This window comes from Desulfovibrio desulfuricans, from assembly GCF_024460775.1.
GTDB lineage: Bacteria > Desulfobacterota > Desulfovibrionia > Desulfovibrionales > Desulfovibrionaceae > Desulfovibrio > Desulfovibrio desulfuricans_E.
The window spans coordinates 97,639-121,985 of record NZ_JANFYZ010000008.1; the positions used below are offsets into that span (position 1 = coordinate 97,639).

At 58.7% G+C, this 24,347-nt stretch carries 20 protein-coding genes; 13 read left to right on the forward strand and 7 right to left on the reverse strand.

Annotated elements, in window-relative coordinates:
- Positions 1 to 111: 111 nt before the first annotated feature.
- From NE637_RS10985 to NE637_RS11030, 10 genes are all read left to right on the forward strand, one after another.
- Positions 112 to 843 carry a prephenate dehydrogenase gene (locus tag NE637_RS10985; RefSeq protein WP_227118994.1) on the forward strand — a complete coding sequence of 244 codons (732 nt, stop codon included), beginning with the start codon at positions 112 to 114 and terminating at the stop codon, positions 841 to 843.
- 165 nt (positions 844 to 1,008) lie between these two features.
- Complete coding sequence (flhB, locus tag NE637_RS10990; protein WP_192112201.1) at positions 1,009 to 2,088, forward strand: flagellar biosynthesis protein FlhB; 1,080 nt, start codon at positions 1,009 to 1,011, stop codon at positions 2,086 to 2,088.
- An 83-nt stretch (positions 2,089 to 2,171) separates the two neighbouring features.
- Positions 2,172 to 4,271 (forward strand): flagellar biosynthesis protein FlhA, encoded by a 2,100-nt coding sequence (gene flhA / locus NE637_RS10995; RefSeq protein ID WP_192112200.1) that lies wholly within the window; start codon positions 2,172 to 2,174, stop codon positions 4,269 to 4,271.
- 276 nt (positions 4,272 to 4,547) lie between these two features.
- The gene (locus NE637_RS11000; RefSeq protein WP_192112199.1) at positions 4,548 to 5,591 is read left to right on the forward strand and encodes a flagellar biosynthesis protein FlhF; all 1,044 of its coding nucleotides are present in this window, start codon (positions 4,548 to 4,550) and stop codon (positions 5,589 to 5,591) included.
- 33 nt (positions 5,592 to 5,624) lie between these two features.
- On the forward strand, positions 5,625 to 6,437 hold the full coding sequence (locus NE637_RS11005; RefSeq protein ID WP_022657631.1) for a MinD/ParA family protein: 813 nt from the start codon (positions 5,625 to 5,627) through the stop codon (positions 6,435 to 6,437).
- Positions 6,438 to 6,607: 170 nt separating this feature from the next.
- On the forward strand, positions 6,608 to 7,387 hold the full coding sequence (locus tag NE637_RS11010) for a FliA/WhiG family RNA polymerase sigma factor (RefSeq protein WP_192112197.1): 780 nt from the start codon (positions 6,608 to 6,610) through the stop codon (positions 7,385 to 7,387).
- A 77-nt stretch (positions 7,388 to 7,464) separates the two neighbouring features.
- Entirely contained in the window at positions 7,465 to 7,845 is a 381-nt protein-coding gene (locus NE637_RS11015; RefSeq protein WP_192112196.1) for a chemotaxis response regulator CheY, read from the forward strand.
- Between the two features lie 290 nt (positions 7,846 to 8,135).
- On the forward strand, positions 8,136 to 8,804 hold the full coding sequence (locus NE637_RS11020; protein ID WP_192112195.1) for a flagellar basal body-associated FliL family protein: 669 nt from the start codon (positions 8,136 to 8,138) through the stop codon (positions 8,802 to 8,804).
- A 136-nt stretch (positions 8,805 to 8,940) separates the two neighbouring features.
- Complete coding sequence (locus NE637_RS11025) at positions 8,941 to 9,258, forward strand: hypothetical protein (RefSeq protein WP_192112194.1); 318 nt, start codon at positions 8,941 to 8,943, stop codon at positions 9,256 to 9,258.
- Positions 9,255 to 9,680, forward strand: a complete 426-nt coding sequence (locus tag NE637_RS11030; RefSeq protein ID WP_227118945.1) for a hypothetical protein — start codon at positions 9,255 to 9,257, stop codon at positions 9,678 to 9,680. The genes NE637_RS11025 and NE637_RS11030 overlap by 4 nt, the downstream gene beginning before the upstream one ends.
- A gap of 92 nt (positions 9,681 to 9,772) precedes the next feature.
- On the opposite strand, the gene NE637_RS11035 is transcribed toward NE637_RS11030, so the two are convergent.
- The 7 genes from NE637_RS11035 to topA all read right to left on the reverse strand — a co-directional run bounded on the left by NE637_RS11035 (position 9,773) and on the right by topA (position 21,105).
- Positions 9,773 to 10,456 (reverse strand): hypothetical protein, encoded by a 684-nt coding sequence (locus NE637_RS11035; protein ID WP_227118947.1) that lies wholly within the window; start codon positions 10,454 to 10,456, stop codon positions 9,773 to 9,775.
- A 177-nt stretch (positions 10,457 to 10,633) separates the two neighbouring features.
- Positions 10,634 to 12,175, reverse strand: coding sequence for an efflux transporter outer membrane subunit (locus NE637_RS11040; RefSeq protein ID WP_227118950.1), 1,542 nt, complete (start codon positions 12,173 to 12,175; stop codon positions 10,634 to 10,636).
- Complete coding sequence (locus tag NE637_RS11045; RefSeq protein WP_215646712.1) at positions 12,172 to 15,378, reverse strand: efflux RND transporter permease subunit; 3,207 nt, start codon at positions 15,376 to 15,378, stop codon at positions 12,172 to 12,174. The genes NE637_RS11040 and NE637_RS11045 overlap by 4 nt, the downstream gene beginning before the upstream one ends.
- 7 nt (positions 15,379 to 15,385) lie before the next feature.
- Complete coding sequence (locus NE637_RS11050; RefSeq protein ID WP_192112190.1) at positions 15,386 to 16,498, reverse strand: efflux RND transporter periplasmic adaptor subunit; 1,113 nt, start codon at positions 16,496 to 16,498, stop codon at positions 15,386 to 15,388.
- A 358-nt stretch (positions 16,499 to 16,856) separates the two neighbouring features.
- The gene (locus tag NE637_RS11055; RefSeq protein ID WP_227118952.1) at positions 16,857 to 17,498 is read right to left on the reverse strand and encodes a thioredoxin; all 642 of its coding nucleotides are present in this window, start codon (positions 17,496 to 17,498) and stop codon (positions 16,857 to 16,859) included.
- A gap of 213 nt (positions 17,499 to 17,711) precedes the next feature.
- Complete coding sequence (locus tag NE637_RS11060; protein WP_227118954.1) at positions 17,712 to 18,872, reverse strand: XdhC family protein; 1,161 nt, start codon at positions 18,870 to 18,872, stop codon at positions 17,712 to 17,714.
- On the reverse strand, positions 18,865 to 21,105 hold the full coding sequence (gene topA, locus NE637_RS11065) for a type I DNA topoisomerase (RefSeq protein WP_192112187.1): 2,241 nt from the start codon (positions 21,103 to 21,105) through the stop codon (positions 18,865 to 18,867). The genes NE637_RS11060 and topA overlap by 8 nt, the downstream gene beginning before the upstream one ends.
- 394 nt (positions 21,106 to 21,499) lie before the next feature.
- Here topA and NE637_RS11070 point away from each other — a divergent pair, with 394 nt between their 5' ends.
- From NE637_RS11070 to NE637_RS11080, 3 genes are all read left to right on the forward strand, one after another.
- Positions 21,500 to 22,210, forward strand: coding sequence for a hypothetical protein (locus NE637_RS11070; RefSeq protein ID WP_227118956.1), 711 nt, complete (start codon positions 21,500 to 21,502; stop codon positions 22,208 to 22,210).
- A 123-nt stretch (positions 22,211 to 22,333) separates the two neighbouring features.
- On the forward strand, positions 22,334 to 22,969 hold the full coding sequence (gene traT, locus NE637_RS11075) for a complement resistance protein TraT (RefSeq protein WP_227118958.1): 636 nt from the start codon (positions 22,334 to 22,336) through the stop codon (positions 22,967 to 22,969).
- Between the two features lie 241 nt (positions 22,970 to 23,210).
- Positions 23,211 to 24,344, forward strand: coding sequence for a VgrG-related protein (locus tag NE637_RS11080; protein ID WP_227118960.1), 1,134 nt, complete (start codon positions 23,211 to 23,213; stop codon positions 24,342 to 24,344).
- Positions 24,345 to 24,347: the final 3 nt, after the last annotated feature.

Sequence of the window (24,347 nt, forward strand, 5' to 3'; positions counted from 1 at the left end):
CCTGCCGCCCAGAACGGCGGGGAATCCGCTGCGGAGGATGGATTTGACGGCTTTACCGGCTTCTGCCCGCGCAATCCCGTAAAAACCGTCATTGTCGGCTCCACCGGCCGCATGGGCGCCATGCTGCTGGCCCGCGCCAAGGCGGCAGGGCTGAACGTGGCGGGCGCGGACGTGCCCCTGACGCCCGAAGCTCTTGCTCCCGCCTGCGCGGGGGCCGATCTGGCCATCATTTGCGTTCCTGCCGCTGTATTCAGCGAGGTTGTTGCTACGGTCTGCCCGCATCTGCTCCCTGGGGCTGTGCTGGCGGACATAACCTCGGTAAAGGAAATCCCGCTGCAACAGATGGAAAAAATCTGGGCAGGGCCAGTGGTGGGCACGCATCCCCTCTTTGGCCCCAAGCCGGATCCGCAGGCAGACCAGCCCGTGGCCATTGTGCCGGGGGCCCATGCGGTGCAAGAGCATGTGGAGCTGGCCTCGGGCTTTTTTACAGCCCTTGGCTGCCGTGTATTCTGCACCACTGCTGAAAAGCACGACAAGGCCATGGCCAGCATCCAGAACATGAACTTCATCACCAGCCTGGCTTATTTTGCCCTGCTGGCGGAGCATGAGGATCTGCTGCCCTTTCTTACGCCTTCGTTCCGCCGCCGCCAGAACGCGGCCCGCAAAATGCTGACAGAAGACGCGCGCATGTTCGCTGGCCTGTTTGAGGCCAATCCATACAGCTATGAGGCTGTGCGCCAGTACCGGCAGATGCTCAACCTCGCCGCCGCTGGCGATATTGACCTGCTCTGCCAGCGCGCCCGCTGGTGGTGGCAGGAGGAAGAGGATCGGCAAACTCCCTGATTTCAAAGAGCTCGCAACAGATGGCGTACATGAGGAGGAAGCCCATGCGCCCAATGACCGTTGCGCCCATATCTGATATGCCCGCCAGTTCTCTGACGGGCATATTTCTTGCTATTGCCAGGGCAAAGCGCTTAACAGCGCCAACCAAGCCAGGGCGGTAAGAGCATGTTCGGTTCACAGCAAGATCCAAGCAGAACAGAAGAAGCCACTCCAAAACGTGTCAGCAAACAGCGTGAGGAGGGCAATGTTCCCAAAGCGCAGGAGCTTGGCAAGGCCGTGAGCCTGCTGGGGGGCATGTGTATTATTTATGCCTGGATCGGCCCTATGGCCGACAACATCAAGCGCCTCTTCCGCCACTTTCTCAGCCACTCGTGGGAGTTCGATCCCAATCCTGAAAACGTCTACAGCCTCAGCATTGACGTCACGCTTGAAATTGCCCGCATGATCATGCCAATCCTGCTGACTCTGGGATTTCTGGCCTTTCTGGCGCAGCGCTTACAGGTGGGCAAACTCTGGACAACCAAGGTGATGCGCCCCAACCTGAAGCGCTTCAACATAGTTCAGGGCCTCAAGCAGATGCTGGCATCGCCGCAAACAGCCCTGCGCACCATCAAGAGCCTGCTGTTTTCTCTTGTTCTCGGCATTATCCCCGGCTGGATCATCTTCAAGGAACACCAGAACTTTCTGCCCATGTACTACGCCAGCACCGAAGGCGTGGCGACCTACATGCTGCAAATGGCCTTCAAGCTGACCAGCTATGCACTTCTGCCCATCATTGCCATTGCCATTTTTGACGTATGGCAGTCGCGCTATGCCTATAACGAAGGCATGAAGATGACCAAGTCAGAAGTGAAGGACGAGCAGAAACAGACCGATGGCGACCCCGTGATCAAGGGGCAGCAACGCAGAAAAATGATGGAAATGATGAGCAAGCGTATGCTTGCAGACGTGCCCAAGGCGGATGTGGTGGTCACAAACCCCACGCACATAGCCGTGGCCCTGAGCTATAATACATCGGAAGCTCCCGCCCCCATCGTGCTTGCCAAGGGCGCAGACCATCTGGCCGAAAAAATCAAGGAAGTAGCCCGCGAAAACCGGATTCCCATTCGCGAAAACGTGCCTCTGGCACGGGCTTTGTATAAGTCCACAGAGGTGGGCGACATGATTCCCGAAGAGCTTTACAAAGCTGTGGCTTCCGTGCTGGCCAGCATCTGGAAGATCAAGCCCAAAGTGGTAAAACACTAAAAAGACATGGACTTTTTCCATCTTGCCCATACGTTCCAGGGTAAACCCGCTTTCGGGAACCAACGCAGAGAGGTGTCATAAAAATGGCTGCCGCAGTAATCCCCCAGCTTGATTACGCTCGATTTTCAAAAAACGGCGAAATATTTCTTGCAGCCGGCGTGGTCATCATCCTGTTTGTCATGTTGGTGCCTCTGCCCACGTTTTTTCTCGATTTCATGCTCTGCGTCAGTATTTCCATTTCACTGCTGGTGCTTGTAACCACCATGTTCATGACCTCGCCGCTGGAATTTACCATCTTTCCTTCGTTGCTGCTGGTCACGACCCTTCTGCGGCTGGCGCTCAACGTGGCGTCCACCCGCCTTATTCTGCTCAACGGCAATATGGGCGCAAACGCCGCGGGCGAAGTCATCCGCGCGTTCGGCCAGTTTGTTGTAGGCGGCAGCTACGTTGTGGGCGCAGTTATCTTTATGATCCTGTTCATTCTGAACAAGACCGTTATCACCGCTGGTACCACGCGTATCGCAGAAGTGGCGGCCCGCTTCACCTTGGACGCCATGCCCGGCAAGCAGATGGCCATTGAAGCCGACCTCAACGCTGGCTTGCTGGATGAAGAACAGGCCAATGCCCGCCGTGCAGGGCTGCGCAAGGAAGCAGATTTTTACGGCGCCATGGACGGTGCCTGCAAATTTGTTTCGGGCGACGTAAACGCAGGCATGTTCATCACCCTGGTGAACCTTGTGGGCGGTATCATCATCGGTATGGTCCAGAAGGATATGGACTGGAACACAGCCCTCACCACCTATTCCCTGCTGACCATCGGTGACGGTCTGGTTTCCACCATACCTTCCATCATTGTTTCCACCGGCACAGGCCTGCTGGTTTCGCGCGCCGCCTCCGAAGCCAAGATGGGCGAAGAATTTCTGGCCCAGCTTACCTTCAACAGCCGCGCGCTCAAGATGGTCTCGGGCGTGTTGCTGTTGTTTGCGCTGGTGCCCGGCCTGCCGACCATCCCCTTCCTCTGCATATCCATCCTTATCTTTGTGGTGAGCCGCCTCACGGAAAACAAGGATCAGGAGGCCGCCAACAAGGCCAAGGCAGACAAGAAAAAGAAGAGCGGTTCAGGCACTGCCGACACGCCGGAAGAGGTTCAGGCACTGTTGCCCCTTGATACACTTGAACTTGAAGTGGGCTACGGCCTCATCCCTCTGGTGGACGAAGAACAGAGCGGCAACCTGCTGGCCCGCATCCGCTCCATACGCCGACAGTTCGCGCTGGACATGGGCGTGGTCATCCCCTCGCTGCACCTGCGCGATAACCTTCAGCTCAAGCCCGGCCAGTACGCCCTGCTTATCAAGGGCAATCAGGTGGCTTCGGCAGAAATTCTGGTCGATCACTTTCTGGCCATGGATCCCGGCAACGTGACCACCAAGATCAGCGGCATTGAAACGCGCGAGCCTGCCTTTAACCTGCCTGCCCTGTGGATTCCCGACAGTCAGCGCGAGGAAGCCATGCTTGCGGGTTACACGGTGGTTGACCCGGCAACGGTTATCGCCACGCATCTGACGGAAGTGTTCAAGCGTCAGCTGGCCGACTTTCTTGACCGCCAGGGCGTGCAGGGTCTGCTGGACACGGTCGCAAAGCATGCGCCCAAGGCAGTGGAAGACCTGGTGCCCAATGTGCTGCCCCTTGGCGTGGTGCAGAAAGTACTGCAACTGCTGGTGCGCGAAAGCGTCAGCATACGCGACATGCTCACCATTGTGGAAACTCTGGGCGACTTTGGCACAAGCGTCAAAAACCCCGACACGCTGGCAGAATATGTGCGCGAAAAACTCTCCCGCGCCATTGTGCGGCCGTATCTGGACAGCCAGGGAACGCTTTCAGTGCTGACCCTTGCGCCCAATGCCGAGCGTATGGTGCAGGAAGGCATTCGCCATGCCGACAACGGCGTAACCTTCCTCTCCATGAATCCGGCGGTGGCCCAGCGGCTGGTGAACAACATCAGCACGGCTGCCGACAATGCGGTGAATACCGATGCCCAGCCCGTGCTGCTGGTGACGCCGCTCATCCGCCCGCATCTGGCCCAGATTGTCACGCGCTTTCTGCCCACGGTGCCGGTCATCTCGCAGGCGGAGATTCCGCCCGACATCCGGCTGCAATCTGTGGGCGTGGTAAGCGCCGAATAATCCGGCCAGCCCCAACGTTGCGCGGCGCTCCGACCCCTTGTGTCAGAGCGCCGCTTTATTTTTTATATTCCTCTCCAGCTATCAGGATTCGTTGCCTTTTACTTTTCCACCAGCTAGTATTGTCTATGCCAAAAGCTGCATTCCCGTGATTGTAACCGCATGGGCCAATACTGGCCAACAAGTTGGCCCCGAATTTGCAACTACTGGTCTGTCGTCAAACAAACGGCACAGATGCGCCGCTGGGCGATATAGAACCGTTAGGCAAAGGAATGGGCCATGCAGGTAAAGACGTTCACAGGGGCCACATCACAGGAAATTCTGGCCAGAATCAAGGCCGAGATGGGGCCTGACGCCGTTATCCTGGGCAACCGCACCTATCGTAAGAACGGTGCCGTCTGCCATGAAATAACTGCCGGGATCGAGCGCCCCAAGGCCGAAGCAGCGCAAGCCGCAGGCGCGCCTGCTGGCTGGGGCGAATGGCACAAGGAATGGATGCATCTCAAGGATCAGATTTTTGCCTTGATGAAGCCAGCCATTCAGCTTGAACGCCTTACGCCCCGCCAGCGTGTTGCTCTGGAATATTTGCAGCGCGAAGGTGTTTCTGACTCTGTGGCGGTTGACCTTTATCAGCGCTTGCTGGCGGAACCCGGAGCCTCTGTGCTTGAATGCCTCTGCGGCATGGTGCCGGTTAAGGCCTGGGGCGCGGAACAGTGGCGGCAGCGCATCCACCTGATGGCCGGGCCTTTCGGTTTTGGCAAAACCACAACGGCCCTGCGCTTTGCACTGCACCTGCGCAAACACGAACCAGAAGCGCGCATTGCCTTTATCAACGCCGACTGCCTGCGCGGCAACGGCAGGCTGATTTTGCGCCACTGGGCGGAACTTTCCAATTTTACGTATATGGAAGCGCCCGACAAGGCCGCCATGGAGCTTGCCCTGGCCGCCACACGAGAGGCCCGCGCCGTATTCATTGATGTTCCCGGCCTTGACCGCAACGGCAATCTTGCCCACTGGCGGGCCGACATGGGCCTGGATACTGTGGAAGCAGCTACGCACCTTACGCTTTCGCCATTTTTTGACGCGCTGCAAACACAGGCGTTTTTACAAAGATATAAATTTGAAGGGCCTGGCTCCCTTGTATGGACCAAGCTGGACGAAGCCGTAAGCTTCGGCAATATTGTGAATGTGGCCTGCGCTGCCGGATTGCCGGTTTCAGCACTGTCGTTCGGCGCGGAACTCAAGGAAAGCCTTGCCCCGGCCACCGAGCCGCTGGTCTGGCGTCTTATTTTCAAAAGGCAACTTCCCGGCCAGGCCGCCTAGCGCGGCATGAGCCATAACATGTGGAGCAGACAGATGAGCGGCACTTTCCCTCTGGTTTTTTCCGTCACCTCTGGCAAGGGCGGCGTAGGCAAGACCAATATCTCGGTCAATCTTGCCATTTGCCTTGCGCAGCTGGGCAAGCAGGTGGTGCTTATTGACGCCGACCTCGGCCTGGCTAACGTAGACGTGGTGCTTGGTCTGACCCCGCAGAAGAATATTTTTCATCTGTTTCACGAAGGGGCCACCATTTCGGACATACTCTTTCCCACGCCTTACGGCTTTTCCATCTTGCCTGCTTCCTCCGGCATGAGCGAAATGCTCACCCTTTCCACGGGTCAGAAGCTTGAACTGCTTGAAGCCGTTGATGAAATGGAAGACGGACTTGACTACCTCATCGTGGATACAGGTGCAGGCATCAGCGACAACGTGCTCTATTTCAACATGGCCGCGCAGGAGCGCCTGGTGGTGCTCACACCGGAACCGACCTCGCTCACTGACGCCTATGCTCTCATCAAGGTGCTGAAAAACAATCACGGCGTTGAACGCTTCAAGGTGTGCGTCAACATGGCCCCGGACCTCAAGACGGCCAAGGACATGTTTGTGCGTCTGCATCAGGCCTGCGACCATTTTCTCAGCGGCGTCTCCCTGGAACTTGTGGGCGTCATCCCGCGCGATACAGGCGTACGCAAGGCCGTGGTGCAGCAGTTGCCCTATTGCATAAGCGAACCGCAAAGCCCGGCGGCAAAGGCCACCATGTCGCTGGCCAAGAACATCAGCGCATGGGAAGCCCCCGAAAACCTCGACGGCAACATCAAGTTTTTCTGGAAAAAACTGCTGTTCCGCTAGAATTGCGGATGGGATTCCGGGCCTGAAAAGCCTTTTGCGACAGAAACAACGCTTCATAACCTCAACGAGTCAATAACGCAGCGCAACCAGCCTTGGCGGGCAGGTGGAGCGAGGCACAACAGGCATCCAGATGCCACGGGGTAGAAGAGGCAAATCCGAAGGAAACCAACATGAAGACCGGCACAGCGCAAGCGCAAGCTCCCTGCCCCTGGGAAGCGCTCGAAACCGGGGCAACCCCTTGGGAGAGCTTTTCACCGGCAGAGCAGGAATCCGTGGTGCGTCACTATGCGCCCAAGATCCGCTTTCTCGCTTTGCGGCTCAAAGCCAAACTGCCGCGCAGCATAGAACTTGGGGAGCTGATCAGCTCCGGCACCCTGGGCCTCATGGAAGCCTTGGGCAAGTTCAGGCCGCAGCTCGGCATCCGCTTTGAAACGTATGCCGAAAGCCGCATCAAGGGAGCCATGCTCGATGAATTGCGCCGCCTTGACTGGTTTCCCCGGTCGTTGCGTCAGCGTGTGCGGGTGCTTGATGAAGCCATGCGCAAGGTTGAACACGAGCAAGGCCGTCAGGCCACCGAGGACGAGCTGCAAAAGATCACCGGCCTCGACATGCGTGATGTGCGGCAGGGGCTTGAAGCCCTGCAAAACCAGCTCTGGATTTCACTTGACGCCATTCAGGACACGATTTCGGGCGAAGGCCCCGAAGGCGGAGAACCCTTCCGCAGCACTGCCCTGCAAGAGCTTGTGGAGCGCGTGGCACCGCTGATCGACCGCTTGACGCCAAGAGAAAAGTTGGTACTCTCGCTGTATTATACTGATGAGTTGAATATGCGTGAAACTGCCGAAGTCATGGGCATCACTGAAGGCAGGGTTTCACAATTACATTCACAGGCCCTGAGCCGCCTTCGCAAGGAATTTCATAATCTCTACGGCGAAGGCACAGAAATATAAGCTTACGACAGACAGTGGCGCACGGCTGCAACGTCTGTTGCAAACCGATATTGACGGCGCTTCAAGGAGTTCTTCTCATGCCTTACAATCCGAATATGCGTGTTCTTGTGGTTGACGATTTTTCCACCATGCGCCGTATTGTGCGCAACATTCTGCGCCAGCTTGGTTTTCAGAACGTGGTGGAAGCCGATGACGGCACCTCGGCATGGGAAGTTCTGAACCGCGAGAAGATCGACTTTATCGTTTCGGACTGGAACATGCCCCAGATGACAGGCATTGATCTGCTCCGCAAGGTCCGCTCAAGCGAGCAGTTTGCCAACATCCCCTTTCTGATGGTCACTGCTGAAGCCCAGCAGGAAAACATCATTGAAGCCGTGCAGGCCAAGGTTTCCAACTACATCGTCAAACCCTTCACTGCGGACACGATGAAGCAGAAAATCGACAAGATTTTCCCCTAGAGCATTCCATGTTGAAAAACTTGCCAGAGGCGATGTGCATTCGCCCGGCAAGCATGCGTGGCGCGGATATACATAAATAACCACGCAGGGCAGCCAGCCTTTTCGCAGGCAACCTGCCTTTGGCCACAGCGCCAAATTTCCCTGGCTTTGACGGCCCGCTCCTGGCCGGGGTCAGCGCTGCATGCGCTCACCTGGTTCGGGGCGGGTTTTTTGTTCTTAGTGGTTGCGGTAGTGTAGTGCTGGTCACGGCATGGAACAGATGAACAGGCCGTGATTGTCAGGAGAGGCGCGTGGCTGAAAAGCAGGATTTGAAAGACGCCCCCGTCAAGGATGAACTTCAGGTTGCGGTCAGCCAGGACACAAGCCTGCGCAAGGTCGAACTTGATCTTGACGATGCCCCGTTCCTTGTGGAACAGGCGCCTCCTCCCCCGGCCAAAACCGAGGAAGCCCCACTTCAGGTAGCCGAAGAAGGGGCCGAACCACCCAAGAAGAAAAAAAAGCTGCTGCTCATTGCTGCCGCTGCTGGCCTGCTCGTGTTGCTGGTGGCAGGCGCTGCAATCTGGTGGTTTGTACTGCGCACCCCCCCGCCGCCGCCTCCGGAGCCAATCAAGCCAGACGTGATCGTGGTGCCTTCTGCGAAAACACCGACTGCCCAGCCTGACAGCGTCAAGGAACTGGCACCCTTCGTTATTCCCCGGCAAACACCTACTGGGGCGCGCTTTTTGATCTGCAAATTTTCAACAGTCAGCCAAAGCCCCAGGGTGGGCATGGAGATTGACCACAAGCTCATCCCTCTGCGTGATGCCCTGTATTATTACCTGAGCAGCAAGTCGGACGAGTTTTTGCTGAATCCGGCCAATACGGCTACCATAAAAAAAGACCTCAGCGGGGTGCTGAACGATTACCTGACGCAGGGGCGCATTGATGACATTTTGTTTGAGAGTTATCTGAACGAATAGCCACAGCAGCATCTGCAGGCCAGTGGAGCCAGCAGACGACAGCGCCCGTGGCCCTACGCAAGGCACACCCGCTGCTGCTGCACAAGCGACCTGCTGAAGGTCGTCAGGCCCCCGGAACCGGCAACAGGAGGCCTCCATGAGCGTTGACGCCACCATGGCCGTGCTGTATGCCCAGACCAGCCTGGCCACATCCGTAAGCAATGCCGCCGCTGTCGCCCCGCAGGCATCGGCTGCCATGTCGCGCGTTCTTGCCGCCGCCATGGCAAAGCAGGAGCAGCAGCAGGTAACGCGCACAGAACCCGGAACCCAGACGGCGCTGAACCCGGATGCCGATCACCAGGGCGCACCCCATTTTGGCAGCCGCAGAAGGCGGCGGCCCCCCCCTGAACCGGAAACCCCAGCGGGTGAAACTTCATCCCCGCTTGTGGGCAACCTTTTGAACATAAAAGTATGAACGACACACTGCTTTACGCACTTATCATGCTCTTTTCCCTCTTCGAGCTTGCCATCCTTGGCGGTGTGCTTGTTTTCTACATGCGTTTGCGCCGGTCAGAGGGCCTGCTCAACGCCTTGCAGGGCAATCAGGACAGCCTGCTGGCGCGCATAGAAATGAACGCACGGCTGGAAAAAGAAATAGTGGCTACGTTTGCCCAACGGCAGGCGGAGTTGCGGAATCTGGATGAAAAGCTGGAAGCGCGCACGCATGAACTGCGCCGCCTGCTGGAACAGGCCGAGGGCATCAGCCGTTCGCCCCAGTTTTTGCGGGAACTGATTTTAAATGGACACCGCAAAGGCCTGAGCAGTCGGCAGATCGCCAAAAACGCTGGCCTCAGCGTGGATGAAGTGGATCTTATCCTTGCGCAGAACGTTCAGTAAGGCCCCATACGGCCCTTCACCCGCTGTGGGGCAGCCATTCCTTACGCAACCCCGCACGCACAGACAAACAATTACCCACTCCTGCGGCAGGGCTAGAAGTCAAGCTTGAACTGCATGCCCAACCCCAAGGCGGATTCGGGCTGTTTGTTGGCATTGGCGCGCTCGCGCTGCTCATCCTTGAGGATCAGCTCCGGCCCGACCCTGATGCTCAGGTCATCGCCCGCGTCCACATCCGCATAGGCCCGCACAACATGGCGGCTTTGCATGGGGACATTTTCGTCCGCCTCTAGTTCATGCTCTCCCTTCTTACGCCACGCGGAGTCTTCCTGCCCCACGCTCACTGCCATGCCGCTTTTGTGTTCTTCTTTTGCTGGCGGCCCCTTGAGGGCGGAATTGATGCTGGCCGTTGTATTTACTGATTTTTCCTTGGGCGCGTCATCCCCCACGGCCCGCTTTTGCAGATCGTTGGTGCTTGTGCCTTCCCGCCATGCATCCCGGCTCTGCGCCCCGCCGCCAAACGCCCACGCTGGGGCGTGAATACCCTTGGAGTTCTTTTCCTTCTGCTTGCCCTCGCGCCGGTTTGCCTTGGCGGAGGCCCCTTTTTTCTCGCCAGAACGCTGGGCGCTGGATTTGGGGGGGGCACTTTGAGGTGTGCTTTTGTCAGTCTGATCTGTCGAGGCCGGATTTTCCTTGGCGCATGCCAAATCCGGCGCAGAGCAGCACAAACCCAGCGCAACGCAAAGAGAAAGAAAAATCAGGGGCAACTTTTTATCCATGTTTTTCCCTTTACGACAGGCCCGCCCCTTCTGTAAAGCCCCCGCGAGCGGGCCGGGCTGGCTTCAGTTCCCAGATACGGACGAATATGCACATAAACGCACAGTGGGGGAAGCGCCGTCAGACGCCTCCCCCCCCTGTTTATCAGTCAGCGGCAGCATGCCGCTTCAGTTCGTATATTATTCGGATTTAGCCGCAGGCGCGCTTGCCCGTCCGCCAGCCTGCTCCTGCAACAGCTTTTCTGTGTTCACCACAGGGAAGCTGGGGCTTGTGCCGGGGTCCTGCCAACCGCCGCCAAGGGCCATGCACACGCTGACGACGCTATCAAGTCTGTCGCGCAGCGCTGTCGCCAACCGCAGTTCGGCAGCAAAAAGCTGACGCTCGGCGTCCAGCACCGTCAGGTAGTCCGTATAGCCGTTGTCGTATTGCAGGCCAGCAATCTGGGCGGCACGCCGCAGGCTTTCAACCTGCACCTGCATGCTGCTCACGATGTGGTCGGCCTCACGCTGCGATGTCAGCGCCGTGCGGATGTCTTCAAAGGCCGTCTGCACTGTTTTACGATACACGGCGATGGCTGCCTTTTTCTGGGCTTCGGCATCCTTGAGGTTATACCAGTTGCGGCCAAAATCCAGCAAGGGCACCGTACCGCTTGCGCCATAGCTCCATGTACCAGCGGGGCCGGTAAAGAGGTTGCCCATGGAAGCGCTCAGGGAGCCCAGCATGCCCGTGAGGGAGATGGAGGGGAAGAACTGTGCGCGGGCAACGCCGATATTGGCGTTGTAGGCCATGATGCTGAATTCTGCGGCGCGCACGTCAGGCCGACGCTCCAGAAGATCAGAAGGCAGGCCAGCGGGCAGCACAGGCGGCGCGGGCAACATGTGGATGCCCTGTCCGCGCTTCATGGCCCGATCCATTATGTCGCGGGGCGAGCGGCCAAGCAGCACGGCCAGACCGGCCTCTGCCTTGTCCACATCCACGGTGCTGGTGTGCACCTGGGCGCGGGCGGTTTCCACCTCTGCACGGGCGCGCTGCCAGTCGAGTTCGGTAATATCGCCCTGTTTGTAGCGGGCGGTATAAATCCGGAAGGATTCTTCACGCGATTTCAGGGTGCGTCGGGCCGTATCAAGCTGCATGTCCTGCGCCAGCAGGGCAAAGTAGCCCTGGGCCGTCTGCCCGGCCACCGAGAGGCGGAGGGCTTCGTGCCCAATAACCGTGGTCATCAGGATATCGCTGAGCATGGTGTACTGGTTGCGGATCTTGCCCCAGAAATCCAGTTCCCAGGAGGCGCTCAGAGCGCCCTGATAGGCTGTGGTAGAACGCGACAACTTGCTCTGGTCAAAAGGCACCGTGTTGGCGGCTTTTTCTGATGCGCCCTGAGCGGCGGCGGAACCGGTGCCGTTGATGACGGGCATCAACGCGGCCGTGCCTACGCCCACCTGCGCGGCGGCAGATTCAATCTTGGCCATGGATTCGGCCAGATCCTGATTGTTTTTCAGCGCTTCTTCAACCAGTTCTGACAGCACAGGGTCGTTAAACCTGTTCCACCAGTCGGTATGCAGAGGCGCTGAGCCCATATCCACTGCCCTCCACTGCTTGGGCATTTCCTGCTCCGGCCTGTCATAGCGCGGAGCAAGAGAGCATGCCGAAAGCAGCATGGCCAGCATCAGCACCAATGCAGGTGTCTTGAGCATTATGCCCGGGGCCTTGCCGGAAGCGCTCATATGTCGTCCTCCTGGTCTTCCGCAAGGTGGTCCCTGCCCGCATTCGGATCAGTTTTGCCCTGCAGTTTCAGTGAGAGTTGCATGATGGCCTTGAAGAAGAACGGCACAAACAGCGTGGCTATGCACGTTGCCGCCAGCATGCCGCCGATGACCGCCGTGCCGATGGCGTGGCGGCTGTTTGCGCCCGCGCCCGTGCTGATGGCCAACGGCACGCAGCCGAGGATAAAGGCAAGCGAGGTCATCACGATGGGCCGAAAACGCAGCTTGGATGCGTGGATGGCCGCCGCATCAAGGCTGCGCCCGGCGCGCCAGGCCTCAACAGCGAATTCCACGATAAGGATGGCGTTTTTAGCCGCCAGACCTACCAGGGTCACCAGCGCCACCTGGAAGTAGATGTCGTTGGAAAGCCCGCGACCCCAGGTCGCCAACAGGGCTCCGAACACGCCAAAAGGCACGGCCGTGAGCACTGAAAGCGGCAAGGACCAGGATTCATATTGTGCTGCAAGAATCAGGAAGACCATGACCAGCGCCAGCACAAAGATGACAGTGGTGTCGGCGCTTGCCATTTTTTCCTGAAGGGCGGTACCAACCCAGCCCAGCTGATAATCGGAGGACAAAACCACAGAAGCGGCTTTTTCCATTTCGTTGAGGGCCTGACCCGAAGAATACCCAGGCGTGGGCGCACCCATGATGTGGGCTGCGGGGAACACGTTGTAGCGTTCCACAACCTGGGGTGCGGTGCGGCGCTCAAGGGACATCACTGCAGTCAGGGGCACCATCTCGCCATTTTTATTGGGCACGTATATGTCGTTAAGGCTTTCAGGCAGCACACGGGTATCCGCCTCAGCCTGCAGACGTACCTGGAAGGTGCGGCCCATGAGGTTGAAGTCGTTGACGTATGAACTGCCGAATGTGGCGCTCATGGCCGAATACACATCGGCGATGCTGATGCCCATATCCTTGCAGCGTTCGCGGTCAAGGTTGGCGTAGAGCTGGGGCGAACCAGTAGTGAAGAGGTTGCGCACCATGCCCACAGCCGGGTACTTGGGCGTGCCGTCGGCATTTTTGGAGGTCACTTCAAGCACCAGCTTGTTGGCAGCTTCTTCCATGTCCTTGAGGCTGCCGCTGCCGCGCATCTGCACATAGCCTTCAAAACCACCGGTATTACTCATGCCGCTGATGGGCGGCGGCGTAAAGCCCAAGATAAAGGCCTCGGGCTGCATCACGGTTACAGCGCCCACGGTGTTCACGATGACGCTGGCTGCATCCTTGGGATCCTTGCGTTCCCCCCAGGGCTTGAGCAGGGCAAAGAAAGTGCCGTAGTTACTCTTGGCAGCCATGGAGGTGATGTCCAGACCGGAGAGCGTGCCCACGCTCAAGACCGCAGGGTTCTTGAGCATGAAGTCGGTAAGCACCTTGTTGACCGCGCGGGTGCGGGGCTGGGCCGCGCCATCGTCCAGAATGGCCAGACCAAGCAGGTAGCCCTGGTCTTCATCCGGCACAAGGCCGCCGGGCACTACGCGGAACAGCCCCACGATGCACAGAACCATGACTACGCAGAGCGCCAGCGCACGCCAGGCGGAGGCTTTGACAAAACGCACGGCGTTTACATAGCGGCGGGTAATGCGACCAAACACATAGTTGAACCACACAAAGCCCTTGGCAGGCGTGTGGTCATGGGCATGCGGCTTGAGCAGCAGGGCGCAGAGCGCCGGAGTGAGCGTCAGCGCCACAATGCCCGAAAGCACCACCGATACCGAGATCGTAATGGCAAACTGCTTGTACATCTGCCCCGCAAGGCCGCCCATGAACGAAACAGGGATAAACACGGCGCACAGCACAAGCACAATGGCGATAACCGGGGCCGTAACTTCGTTCATGGCCTTTGCTGTCGCCTCCCTGGGCGGCAGATGCTCCGAACTCATGATACGTTCAACGTTTTCAAGCACAACGATGGCGTCGTCCACCACGATACCGATGGCAAGCACCAGAGCGAACAGCGTAAGCGTGTTGATGGTGTAGCCAAAGGCGTACAGACCCGCGAACGTGCCGATAATGGATACCGGCACGGCAATGCAGGGAATGAGCGTGGCGCGCCAGTTTTGCAGAAAGACGTAAACAACGATGAACACCAGGATCATGGCTTCGACCAGGGTGCTCACCACTTCCTTGATGGATTCGATAACGAAGTCGTTGTTGTCCACCAGCAGGGTATACGCCAAGCCATCGGGCATGCGCGAGGCAATGTCCTCCAGCTTGGCCTTTACCATATCGCCCGTGGCGATGGCGTTGGCGCCCGGCAACAGATACACGGCGCCCATGCGGGCACCCATGCCGTTATAGCTGGAAAGAACGCTGTAATCCTTGCCGCCCAGTTCTATGCGCGCCACATCCTTAAGCCGCAGCATGGCGCTGTCATCACCGGAGCGGACGATGATTTCGCCAAATTCTTCGGGAGTGACAAGGCGGCCCTGGGTGTCGATCTGCCAGGTAAGCTGGGTGGAGTCAGCCGTGGGCATGTCGCCCAATCGACCAGGCGCGTACTGGGAGTTCTGCTCCTGGATGGCCGAGGTTACCTGCTGTGTGGTAATGCCGTACTTGGCGAGCTTGTCCGGCTGCAGCCAGATGCGCATGGAGTAGTCCATGCTGCCAAAAAGCGAGCAGTCGCCCACGCCGTTGAGGCGTTTGAGTTCGTCAACAACGTTGACCTGGGCCCAGTTGTGGATGAACACGTCGCTATAGCGCCCGTCGGGCGAATAGAAACAGAACACCTGCAACATGGCGGGCGAACGCTTGACGACCGTGACGCCCTGCCTGCGCACATCTTCCGGCAAGGTGGCCTGGGCCAGGTTAACCTTGTTGTTCACGTTGACCAGGGCCATGTTGGCATCACTGCCCAGCTTGAAGTACACGTTGATGTTGCCCGAGCCGGAACCCGAAGCGGCAATGGAAGTCATGTAGAGCATGTTTTCCACACCGTTGATATTCACTTCGAGGGGAGCCAGAACCGTGGAGGCAATGGTTTCCGCAGAAGCGCCGGGGTACGACACGCTCACGTTGACCGTGGGCGGCACAAGGTCGGGGTATTGTGCGATGGGCAGGGCCTTCATGGCCAGCGCGCCCACCAGGGTTATGACAATGGAGATAACGGCCGACAGAACCGGCCTGCGCAAAAAGAAATTCGGCTTTGTAGAAACAGCCATATGCTACCTACTTCTTCGGCGCGGCATCCTGGGGCTGCTGCCCACCGGCTTGCTGCACGCGCACTTGAGTCCCGGGGCGGGCTTTGATGATACCTTCACTGATGATGCGTTCCCCGCCCTTGAGGCCGGAACCCACCAGATACTGATCTCCCACAGCCACAGTCACAGTGATGGGAATGGGGTAGACCTTGTCGTCCTTGTCCAGCCCCATGACCACGGTACCCTTCTGGGTCACGACAACGCACTTTTGCGGAATAAGAATGGCGTTCTTGAGAATATCGCCTTCCACAAACAGGCGCACATACTGCCCGGGCATGATCTGCCCGTCGGCATTGGGAAACACCGCACGGGCCTTGATAACGCCCGTGGTGGGCTGCACCTGGCTGTCGATAAAGGTCACGTCGCCTTCCGTGCCGTACATGGTGCCGTCCAGCAGGCGCAACCTGGCCTTGTAGCGGTTGTCCTTGGGGAACACCAGAACGCCCGAGGCTGCAAGCTGCTGGCGCAGCATGCGGTCAGGCGCGGCGATGGAAAAGTCAATGTACATGGGATCTGTCTGGTTCACGTAGGTAAGCAGCGAATTGTTGCTCACCAGGTTGCCGGGGGTGTAGTTTTCCTTGCTGCTGTAGCCGGAAACAGGCGCCACCACCTGACAGTAATCCAGATTGATCTTGGCCTGACGCAGGGAGGCCTTGGCGCTGTCGTACGCTGCCAGGGCAGAATCGCGGTCTTTCTGCGAAACGGCGTTCTTTTCGTACAGAGGGCGAATACGCTTCCATTCACGTTCCGCGTTCACGTACTGGGCCTGCGCCTGCTGCACCTGGGCTTCGTACTGATCGCGTTCAAGCTGGAACATCTGCTGCCCGGCCTTAACGAAATCGCCTTCGTTATACAGGCGCTTTTCAATAATGCCCTGAACACGGGCGCGCACTTCAACAGCGCGTGAACCCGAGGCCTGCGCCTGGAACTGGCTGGGCCAGGAGGCATCGGCAACGGTTACTTCAACAGCCGACACCGGCAAGCGCATGTCGGGTTGTCCTTTTTTGTCGCTCTGGCAGGCGACAAGGGCAAGGCAAAGCCCCAATACAACTGAAATTTTCGCAATAGGTCTGATACTCATGAATAACTCCATATGGCGTGGCGCACGGCGCTCAAAACACGCACGGCGTAACGGCGGCGGCTTTATTTTCCACCGAGACGGGTCATCGCTAAACGTCGTTCCTGGGGGGGGGATCAGCATGAAAGATTTGGCGCGAACAAGCGCCTAATGACGCGTTGGGGGCGTCATACAGCCCCAGCCTGATAAACTCACCGACAATTGCAGTAAACCACCCCTTTAAAAAGCACAGTTCACGCCAAAAAGCAATGTATCGGGCTGTTGGGCAGCCAAATGTTGAATGCGATTATTCTTTGTAATTTCAGGTGGTTACGGTATCGTGGTATTTTTTTATAACATACTGAAATTATTAACTATTTTTTTAGAAAAATTCTCCATCAGAATCAGGGGGTTCACTCTTTTCAAAGTACTCTCTGATGTGTCTGGCATTGGCGCTTGCACTGTCCAGAAAGACCACCCACCACACGGTATCCTTGAGCAGCTCCATGCGCTTGAACTTGTGGCGCTCGTCAGTCATGCGCAGCACTGTTATCTCCAGTTGCTTCTCTGCACCGCTTTCGCCCGCAAAAACAATCCGCAGGCCAGCACGCAGCATGACGCGCAGGTCTGCCGAAGAATATTGAGAAAGTATTCTGCCTGCCACATCGGTGGCCTTGAGGAAACTGGTGGCCTGCGCGGATGAAATGCCCACATTGCGCACATCGCCGTTAATCAGCAGTTCCACACGCTTGATGTTGGCCAGATTGATACGGCTGCGGTTGATGACCTTGCCGTCGCGCAGCACACGGTAATAACACGCCCCGATTTCCTCAGAAACGCCCATAACAACAGTGGCGCTCACATCAGGATAAAAAACGCCGATGCTGGCCGTCATGCCGGAGGCCCTGGCAATATCGCCCTTCTCCTCTGTGATGCAGCGCAGATGGCGCGCAGTACGCATCCTGGCATTTATATAAATGCCTACAAGCAGGAGAAACAGCAGGGCGACAATTGTAAGGGTCATGCAAAGCGCCTTGGAGGGTAAGGGATGAAGTATCTGCGCACCCGGCAATCCGGCAGCAGGCAACTGCGCGGCGGAGCGGCGCACACTCGCCTTTCAGGGCCAGTTAGCACCTGGAATGCGCCTACAGCAGGCAAAAGCCTGCCCGCATTTCGCGGCCAGAATTTTCAAAAAAAGTCTGGCCGGGCAGTTAGATTATTTCATTCGCCAACGGCTCTAGTCGTCAAATCGCAGGCGCACCAGGGTCCCGGCACGGGCGGCCAGCAATTCGGCCACAATGGAAACTGCAATCTGCTGCGGTGTCTCCGCCTCTATGGAAAGGCCAATGGGGCAGCATACGGCAGCCAGTTCCGCATCTGGCACCCCCTGCTTGCGCAAAACGGCATACACCTGTTCGCGCTTGGTTCTGCTGCCGATCATGCCCACATACTGGGCATGACTTGTCAGAGCCTGAGCCAGGGCCTCGCGGTCAAAACTGTGCCCGCGCGTGATAATGGCCACAAAATGCCTGCGCCCGATATCGCAGGTCTGCACAAGGTTCTCGTAGCCAGGCAAAACCCGGCAATGGCGGGCCATGGGGAAGCGCCCCGCATTGGAAAACTCTTCGCGGTCGTCCACCACGTCCACCACAAAGCCGCAGGAATGGGCCAGTCGCGCAACTTCCAGCGACACATGCCCGCCGCCGCACAGCAAGAGCACGGGCGGCGCATCCAGAGGTTCCACGTAAAGGATGCGCCCGTCAACATCTACCAGCCCGGGGCGGCCCTTGCGCGTCTCCAGCAGGGGGGTTATCGCGTCCAGCCCCACGGTCACGCCTTCGGTCAAAACGGCATGTTCCGGCAAGGCGTCCACAAACAGCCGCCTCTGCGGGGTTTCCCCCTCGCCATGCAGCGAAACGCCGTCCTGGCGCAGTTCAACCAGCCATGCACCCCGACCGCCCAGCCGCAGTACTTCTGCCGCGAGGGCGAACATTTCAGCCTGACGGGGTGGAAGCACCTCGCACAGCACTTCCATGCCGCCGCCGCAGATCATGTCGCTGTTGGGCGTAAAGCCGCTCATGTCGCACGAAACACGCGCAGAAAGGCCGCTTGCAAGGCTGTTGCGGGCCGCTTCCATGGCGCGCGCTTCAAGCAGGCCGCCGCCCACTGTACCTTCAAATCCGTTGCGAGTCTGAAGGGCGCGGGTTCCGGCTTCGCGCGGGGCAGAGCCTGTGCGGCTCACCACGGTCACAAGCACCAGAGGTTCGCCCCCAGTCAGCAGGGCCGCAGCGCGGGCTTCAAGCGTGTCTTCCCACGGGGTTGTCACCAGAGATTCCGGCGTGCCCTTGGGGCCTTCGCCGGCTGAAGGCAACAGAGAGGCATCGTTTTTCTTACCCATCTCCATCCTCCTTCACATAGCCGCAGCCCTTGACCGGGCAGATGACCTTTGCGCCATCGCGGCTTTTCTTTTCGATCAGATAGGGCGAATTGCACCGTGGGCAGGGGCCGGGCACGGGCTTGTCCCACAGGGCAAAATCACACTGCGGGTACTGGTCGCATGAATAAAATATCTTGCCGCGCTTGGTGCTTTTTTCCACCAGAGACCCTTTGCCGCAACGTGGGCAAGGCACCCCGGTGGAAAGCGGAGCCGCGTACTTGCAATCAGGATAGCCCGTGCAGGCAATGAAGCTGCTGCCAGTGCGGGACTTCTTGATCACCAGGTCTTTGCCGCACTGCGGGCAGTCTCCTACCTTTTCATACTGGGGCTTTTCCTGGGCCACGGCTTCCACGGTGCCGTCTTCCGTACGCTCAAAATTGCTGGTGTAGCGGCATTCCGGATAGCCGGAACAGGCCAGAAAAGCCCCGGCCTTGCCAAACTTGATGAGCAGATCCTTGCCGCACTCCGGGCAGGGCAGGTTTGCGGGCATGCCCCCCTTGAGGCTCTTCATATTCTTGGACGCAGCAGCCAGCGTGGGATTGAAATCTTCCGAAAAACGCCGCAGCAGTTCGACCCACTGTTCTTGACCTTCGGCCACCTTGTCCAGGTTTTCTTCCATCTGGGCGGTGAAACCCACGTCCATGAGCTTGCCGAAATGCTCCACAAGCTGGGTGCATACCACGCGCCCAAGGTCGGTGGGCACAAAATGGCGCTCTTTCAGGCTCACGTATTCCCTGTCCTGAAGGGTGGAAATAATGGCCGCATAAGTGGAAGGACGCCCGATGCCCAGTTCTTCCAGCTCGCGCACAAGGCTTGCTTCGCTGAAGCGGGCCGGGGGCTGGGTGAACTTCTGCTCCTTGTCGAGCTTTTCGAGCGTGAGCGTCTGCCCTGCGGTCAGAGGCGGCAGTTCAGCGTCCGCCTCATCCTTGCCGCGCGGCATGGCCGCCAGAAAACCGGGGAACAACAGGCGCTCGCCCTTGGCCTTCCACTGCGTATGCGCGCAGGCAATACTGGCCGTGGTGTCGTGAAAGCGCGCCCCGGCCATCTGCGAGGCCACAAAGCGCGACCAGATGAGCCGATAAAGATTGTACTGCTCCGGCGGCAGGTGAGTTTTCACCTCATCGGGCGTGATGGTCACGTCAACAGGGCGGATGGCTTCATGCGCGTCCTGCGCGCCGCCCTTGGCCTTGTAGACCCTGGCCCGCTTGGGCAGATATTCCTTGCCAAAGCTGCCTTCAATAAAGGCCTTGGCTGCATCGCGGGCTTCATCGGCAATGCGTGTGGAGTCGGTACGCATGTAAGTGATGAGGGCCGTAAGCCCCCTGTCGCCCAGTTCAACGCCTTCGTACAGACGCTGGGCAATATTCATGGTGCGCTTGGCAGTGTACGAAAGGCGCTGGTTGGCAGCCTGCTGCAAGGTTGAGGTAATGAAGGGCGGCTGCGGGGCGCGTTCGCGCTCTTTTTCTTCCACGCTTTCTACCACAAAGGGCTTGCCCGCCATGGCGTCTTCAATATCCTTGGCCTGGGCCGCATTGCTGACCACGGCCTTTTTTCCGCCTACCTTGGCAAGCTCGGCCTTGAACGGCGGCGGCACGTCGGCTGCCAGCAAGGCTTTGAACAGCCAGTATTCTTCGGGCTTGAAGACCTCGCGGGCCTCCTCGCGCTCAACAATGAGGCGCAGGGCCACCGACTGCACGCGCCCGGCAGAAATGCCGCGCTTGATGGACTTCCACAGCAGGGGCGAAATTTTGTAGCCCACCAGACGATCCAGCACACGGCGGGCCTGCTGCGCGTCAAAAAGATGTCCGTTGAGCTCGCGCGGGTGCGCCAAGGCTTCTTTCACCGCCTTGGCCGTGATTTCGTTAAACTGGATGCGTTTGATATCCTTGGCTTTGTCGCGGATAAGTTCCGCCACATGCCAGGCAATGGCCTCTCCCTCGCGGTCGGGGTCGGGCGCGAGATATACGGTATCGGCCTTGGAAGCGGCCGCGCGGAGTTCGCTGACCACATTTTTTTTATTGTCTATAACCTCGTAGTGCGGCGCAAAATCGTTGGCTTCGTCCACACCAAGCGAGCTGGACGGCAGGTCGCGCACATGGCCAACACTGGCCTGCACCATGTACTGCGGCCCCAGAAACTTCTTGATGGTCTTCACCTTGGCGGGTGATTCCACAATGATAAGCTGTTTGCCCATGCTGCCCCTCGGTTATCTCGTGCTTGCCGGCAAAAAACGTGCGGCCCTGTTAACGTTCACGCCATCGCGTGGCTGCCGCGCGCACCCTGCACCGTCACTTATATGGTTGCCAGCGCGGCGTTTTCACGCAATTTTTCTTGCGTGCAATCGCAACGCAACACGCCCGCGCAACGATTATTTTCCGTTGCCAAAATCCATTGCAGCGCCATAACGCCCCGTTGGCGGCAATGCGCGACACAACCAATAGCGTCAAGTACGAAGCATTTGTCAAGTCCCGACCTGTCTCAGCTCCATACGCCAGCACCGCTTATCCTGGGGGCAACCGTGCCAAACTGGACAGCAAGGCCAATCTGCGCTATTTATGATAGTGTCGTTCAAAATTGCAAGGAAGCATATGACAATCTGTTTTCTGCCACGTAACTTTTTTGCGGCTCTGTGCCTGCTGACCATGTTTGCTTTTGGCGCGGGTTGCGCCACGCATCAGGAGCAGCCGGGCACCCCGCCTGCCGCAGATTCCGGAGCGCAGCCAGGCAGCGATACAGATGTTTCTGATGCACCGCTGCAAAGTGTGCAGGTGCGCAAAGGGCAGACCGTGCACGTGGCAGTGAGCGGCGGCGATGCCTCGTTTAACGCCGACTTTGAATCCATGCTCACGAGTTATTTGCAGAGCGAAAAAGATCTGACCCCCGCCGATTCGGCGCAAAAGGCAGACCTGCTCATACGCGTGAAGGTAGAGGACATATACCCTCTGGGTTCGCGCAACGCCCCTGTGAGCGCAGGGCATGCCCTGGGTTCAACCGCCACCGGAGCCATGCTGGGCGTGCTGCTTGGCGGCACAACCGGCGGCAGAAGCGGGGCAGCCTGGGGGGCAGGCGCCGGAGCGGCCCTTGGCCTGGGCGTGGCCCTACTGGACAGTTCCGGCAAAAGCAAAATATGGGGAATGAAAGCTCTCGTGGGCGTGGGCCGCAACGGACGGGAACCGTCAGATGCGGACATGCACCGCACCACGGTGCGCGCTGAGGGAGCCAACATGGGCAAGGAGGAAATCCTGCCCGCCCTAGAGGACACATTAAGCCGAAAGATTCTCGAGTCGCTGCGCTCCTGATTTCGCGCCAACGCTATCCGTATTCCAGCCCTCGCCCCGCGAGGCTGGTCGCAAATATTATCTCCCCCCCGAATACAACTCAGATCCGCGCCTTTTTTGGCGGCGGCATCTCAAAGGAGCAGTATGTCCTTTATCCGCTATATTCTGATGCTGTGCCTGGCCGTTGCCTCCCTGTGCGGGTGCGTGCGCCAACCGGCGGACGCCGCACGTGTGGAAGTGCTGCGTCAGGGCCAGATTGAGGAGCCGGAAGCCGATGTGAACATCCATCCGGCGGTTTATGTTAACGTGCGCGATAATACCAACAAGGTTTTCGGCCTGCGCACCCAGGTGGAAACATGGCTGCAACGCCAGGGCTATGCGGTAGTGCCAAACCCCAGCGAGGCTGGCTACATCCTCCAGATAGTCGTGCTTGCTGCCGGGACGACCGCACCGGAAACCGCCCGCCAGGTGGTGACTGCAGGGTATGACGCCCCCTCGCAACTGAGCGGCAAGGGCGGCACCGCCCTGGTGGCGGATGTTTTGCTGGTGCAGCGCCATGTCCCCAGCACTCAGGGTTCCCGCCGCACAAACCTCAAAAACATTGGCAAACGCAATGCCGTTGGCAGCAGCCAGATGCGCATTGCCCTGCTCGTCCATCAGGAATTCAAGACGGGCGCGGGCATGCCCCCGGTCTTTGCCGAAACGCTTGCCAAGGAACTGGCGACTTCCGTTCACAGCGCCAACACCGAAGAAGCACCAGCCCAACCCGCCAAGCAGTAACCGCTTCCGCTCGGAAGGGGCAGCCTGATCCCATACCCCATTGCCTTTCCCAAGGGCAACCGATGCTGTCGGTTGCCCTTGTTATTGATGGCAACCCTCACTGGTTCCTCCGCCAGCGTCAGCATTCCGGCGCAGGCCCGACCCGCAAAATATAACCTGTCGTTTTACCCGCGCATATCCAGAGTTGGCACTGTACTTGCTTTTTCCTCAACGCGGAGCCTCAGGCCCGCAGGAGGAACACATGGCACTTTCCAATTTTCTGATCCGCCCCCCATCTGATGCACAAAAGGCCCAGGCGGGAGCACCACGCCGCACTGCGCCTGCGCAGGCCGGAAACCCTGCGTCCTTTGCCAACATCATGAGCGGCCAGACCACCAATGCGGAAAACGCCAGCACGGCCGAAATGCAGCGTGCAGGCATGGCCCTGGCTGGGAATACGGGGCAGCAGGGCATGGTACTGGCAGGGCGTTCGCCCAGCGATCTTGCCCGCGCGCAGGTGTTCAGCAAGGCAGAAACCGACATGCGCCAGACCAAGGCCATTGACAGCCTCATGCAGACAGTATCCGGCGGCAACTCAACCCTTGATCTTGCCCGCAGCATGGGTACTGCCCGCCATCTGCGCTCCATGACCAGCGCCATGGACAACCGCATCAAGGGGCTCAACATGGGTGATTTTGTCCATTCGCGCACCCAGCCCCAGGCTCAGGCCCGCACCAAACCCTCGCATAAGGTAGAGGACATGGAGCTCGGTCAGCTTTCAGCCCGCTTTGAGTCTGGCAGCGACGGCATTGCCGCCGTGGGCTATGACCGCAATGGCGGCACCTCCTACGGCAAGTATCAGGTATCGTCCCGCGCGGGCAGCCTGAAGGATTTTTTAGATTTTCTGGATACGGAAGCCCCGGATCTTTCCAAGCGCCTGCGCTCCTCCGGCCCCGGCAACACGGGCAGCCGCAAGGGCGCCATGCCCGATACGTGGCGCGCCATCGCCAGCGAACAGCCCGAGCGTTTTGAGGATCTTCAGGAGGCCTTTGTGCGTCAGAGCCATTACAAGCCCGCGCTGGATTCCATCGCACAACGCATCGGCCTGAACCCAGACAAGGTTTCCACAGCCATGCGCGAGGTTATCTGGAGCACATCCGTACAGCACGGCCCTGCTGGCGCGGCACGCATATTCGAGCGGGCGCACGCCATGAGCGGCAAACCGACCGATGCGGCCTATGAGCGCAACCTCATCAACAACGTGTACAACATACGCGTGGGGCAGTTCGGATCTTCCGACAGCAATATTCAGGCAGCCGTGGCCAACCGCTTCAAGCAGGAAAAGGCCCTGGCCCTGAACCTTCTGAACGGCGGCAAAACCTCGGCGCTGGCATAAGGC

What these genes read in the sequence shown, in the direction of transcription:
- NE637_RS11080 (WP_227118960.1), top strand. Translation starts at nt 23,211, where the DNA reads ATGGCACTTTCCAATTTTCTGATCCGCCCCCCATCTGATGCACAAAAG.
- NE637_RS11015 (WP_192112196.1), top strand. Translation starts at nt 7,465, where the DNA reads ATGCCTTACAATCCGAATATGCGTGTTCTTGTGGTTGACGATTTTTCC.
- NE637_RS11050 (WP_192112190.1), bottom strand. Translation starts at nt 16,498, where the DNA reads ATGAGTATCAGACCTATTGCGAAAATTTCAGTTGTATTGGGGCTTTGC.
- NE637_RS11040 (WP_227118950.1), bottom strand. Translation starts at nt 12,175, where the DNA reads ATGAGCGCTTCCGGCAAGGCCCCGGGCATAATGCTCAAGACACCTGCA.
- NE637_RS11000 (WP_192112199.1), top strand. Translation starts at nt 4,548, where the DNA reads ATGCAGGTAAAGACGTTCACAGGGGCCACATCACAGGAAATTCTGGCC.
- NE637_RS11035 (WP_227118947.1), bottom strand. Translation starts at nt 10,456, where the DNA reads ATGGATAAAAAGTTGCCCCTGATTTTTCTTTCTCTTTGCGTTGCGCTG.
- traT (WP_227118958.1), top strand. Translation starts at nt 22,334, where the DNA reads ATGTCCTTTATCCGCTATATTCTGATGCTGTGCCTGGCCGTTGCCTCC.
- NE637_RS11070 (WP_227118956.1), top strand. Translation starts at nt 21,500, where the DNA reads ATGACAATCTGTTTTCTGCCACGTAACTTTTTTGCGGCTCTGTGCCTG.
- NE637_RS11030 (WP_227118945.1), top strand. Translation starts at nt 9,255, where the DNA reads ATGAACGACACACTGCTTTACGCACTTATCATGCTCTTTTCCCTCTTC.
- NE637_RS11060 (WP_227118954.1), bottom strand. Translation starts at nt 18,872, where the DNA reads ATGGGTAAGAAAAACGATGCCTCTCTGTTGCCTTCAGCCGGCGAAGGC.
- NE637_RS10985 (WP_227118994.1), top strand. Translation starts at nt 112, where the DNA reads ATGGGCGCCATGCTGCTGGCCCGCGCCAAGGCGGCAGGGCTGAACGTG.
- NE637_RS11010 (WP_192112197.1), top strand. Translation starts at nt 6,608, where the DNA reads ATGAAGACCGGCACAGCGCAAGCGCAAGCTCCCTGCCCCTGGGAAGCG.
- NE637_RS11045 (WP_215646712.1), bottom strand. Translation starts at nt 15,378, where the DNA reads ATGGCTGTTTCTACAAAGCCGAATTTCTTTTTGCGCAGGCCGGTTCTG.
- NE637_RS11005 (WP_022657631.1), top strand. Translation starts at nt 5,625, where the DNA reads ATGAGCGGCACTTTCCCTCTGGTTTTTTCCGTCACCTCTGGCAAGGGC.
- topA (WP_192112187.1), bottom strand. Translation starts at nt 21,105, where the DNA reads ATGGGCAAACAGCTTATCATTGTGGAATCACCCGCCAAGGTGAAGACC.
- flhA (WP_192112200.1), top strand. Translation starts at nt 2,172, where the DNA reads ATGGCTGCCGCAGTAATCCCCCAGCTTGATTACGCTCGATTTTCAAAA.
- flhB (WP_192112201.1), top strand. Translation starts at nt 1,009, where the DNA reads ATGTTCGGTTCACAGCAAGATCCAAGCAGAACAGAAGAAGCCACTCCA.
- NE637_RS11055 (WP_227118952.1), bottom strand. Translation starts at nt 17,498, where the DNA reads ATGACCCTTACAATTGTCGCCCTGCTGTTTCTCCTGCTTGTAGGCATT.
- NE637_RS11025 (WP_192112194.1), top strand. Translation starts at nt 8,941, where the DNA reads ATGAGCGTTGACGCCACCATGGCCGTGCTGTATGCCCAGACCAGCCTG.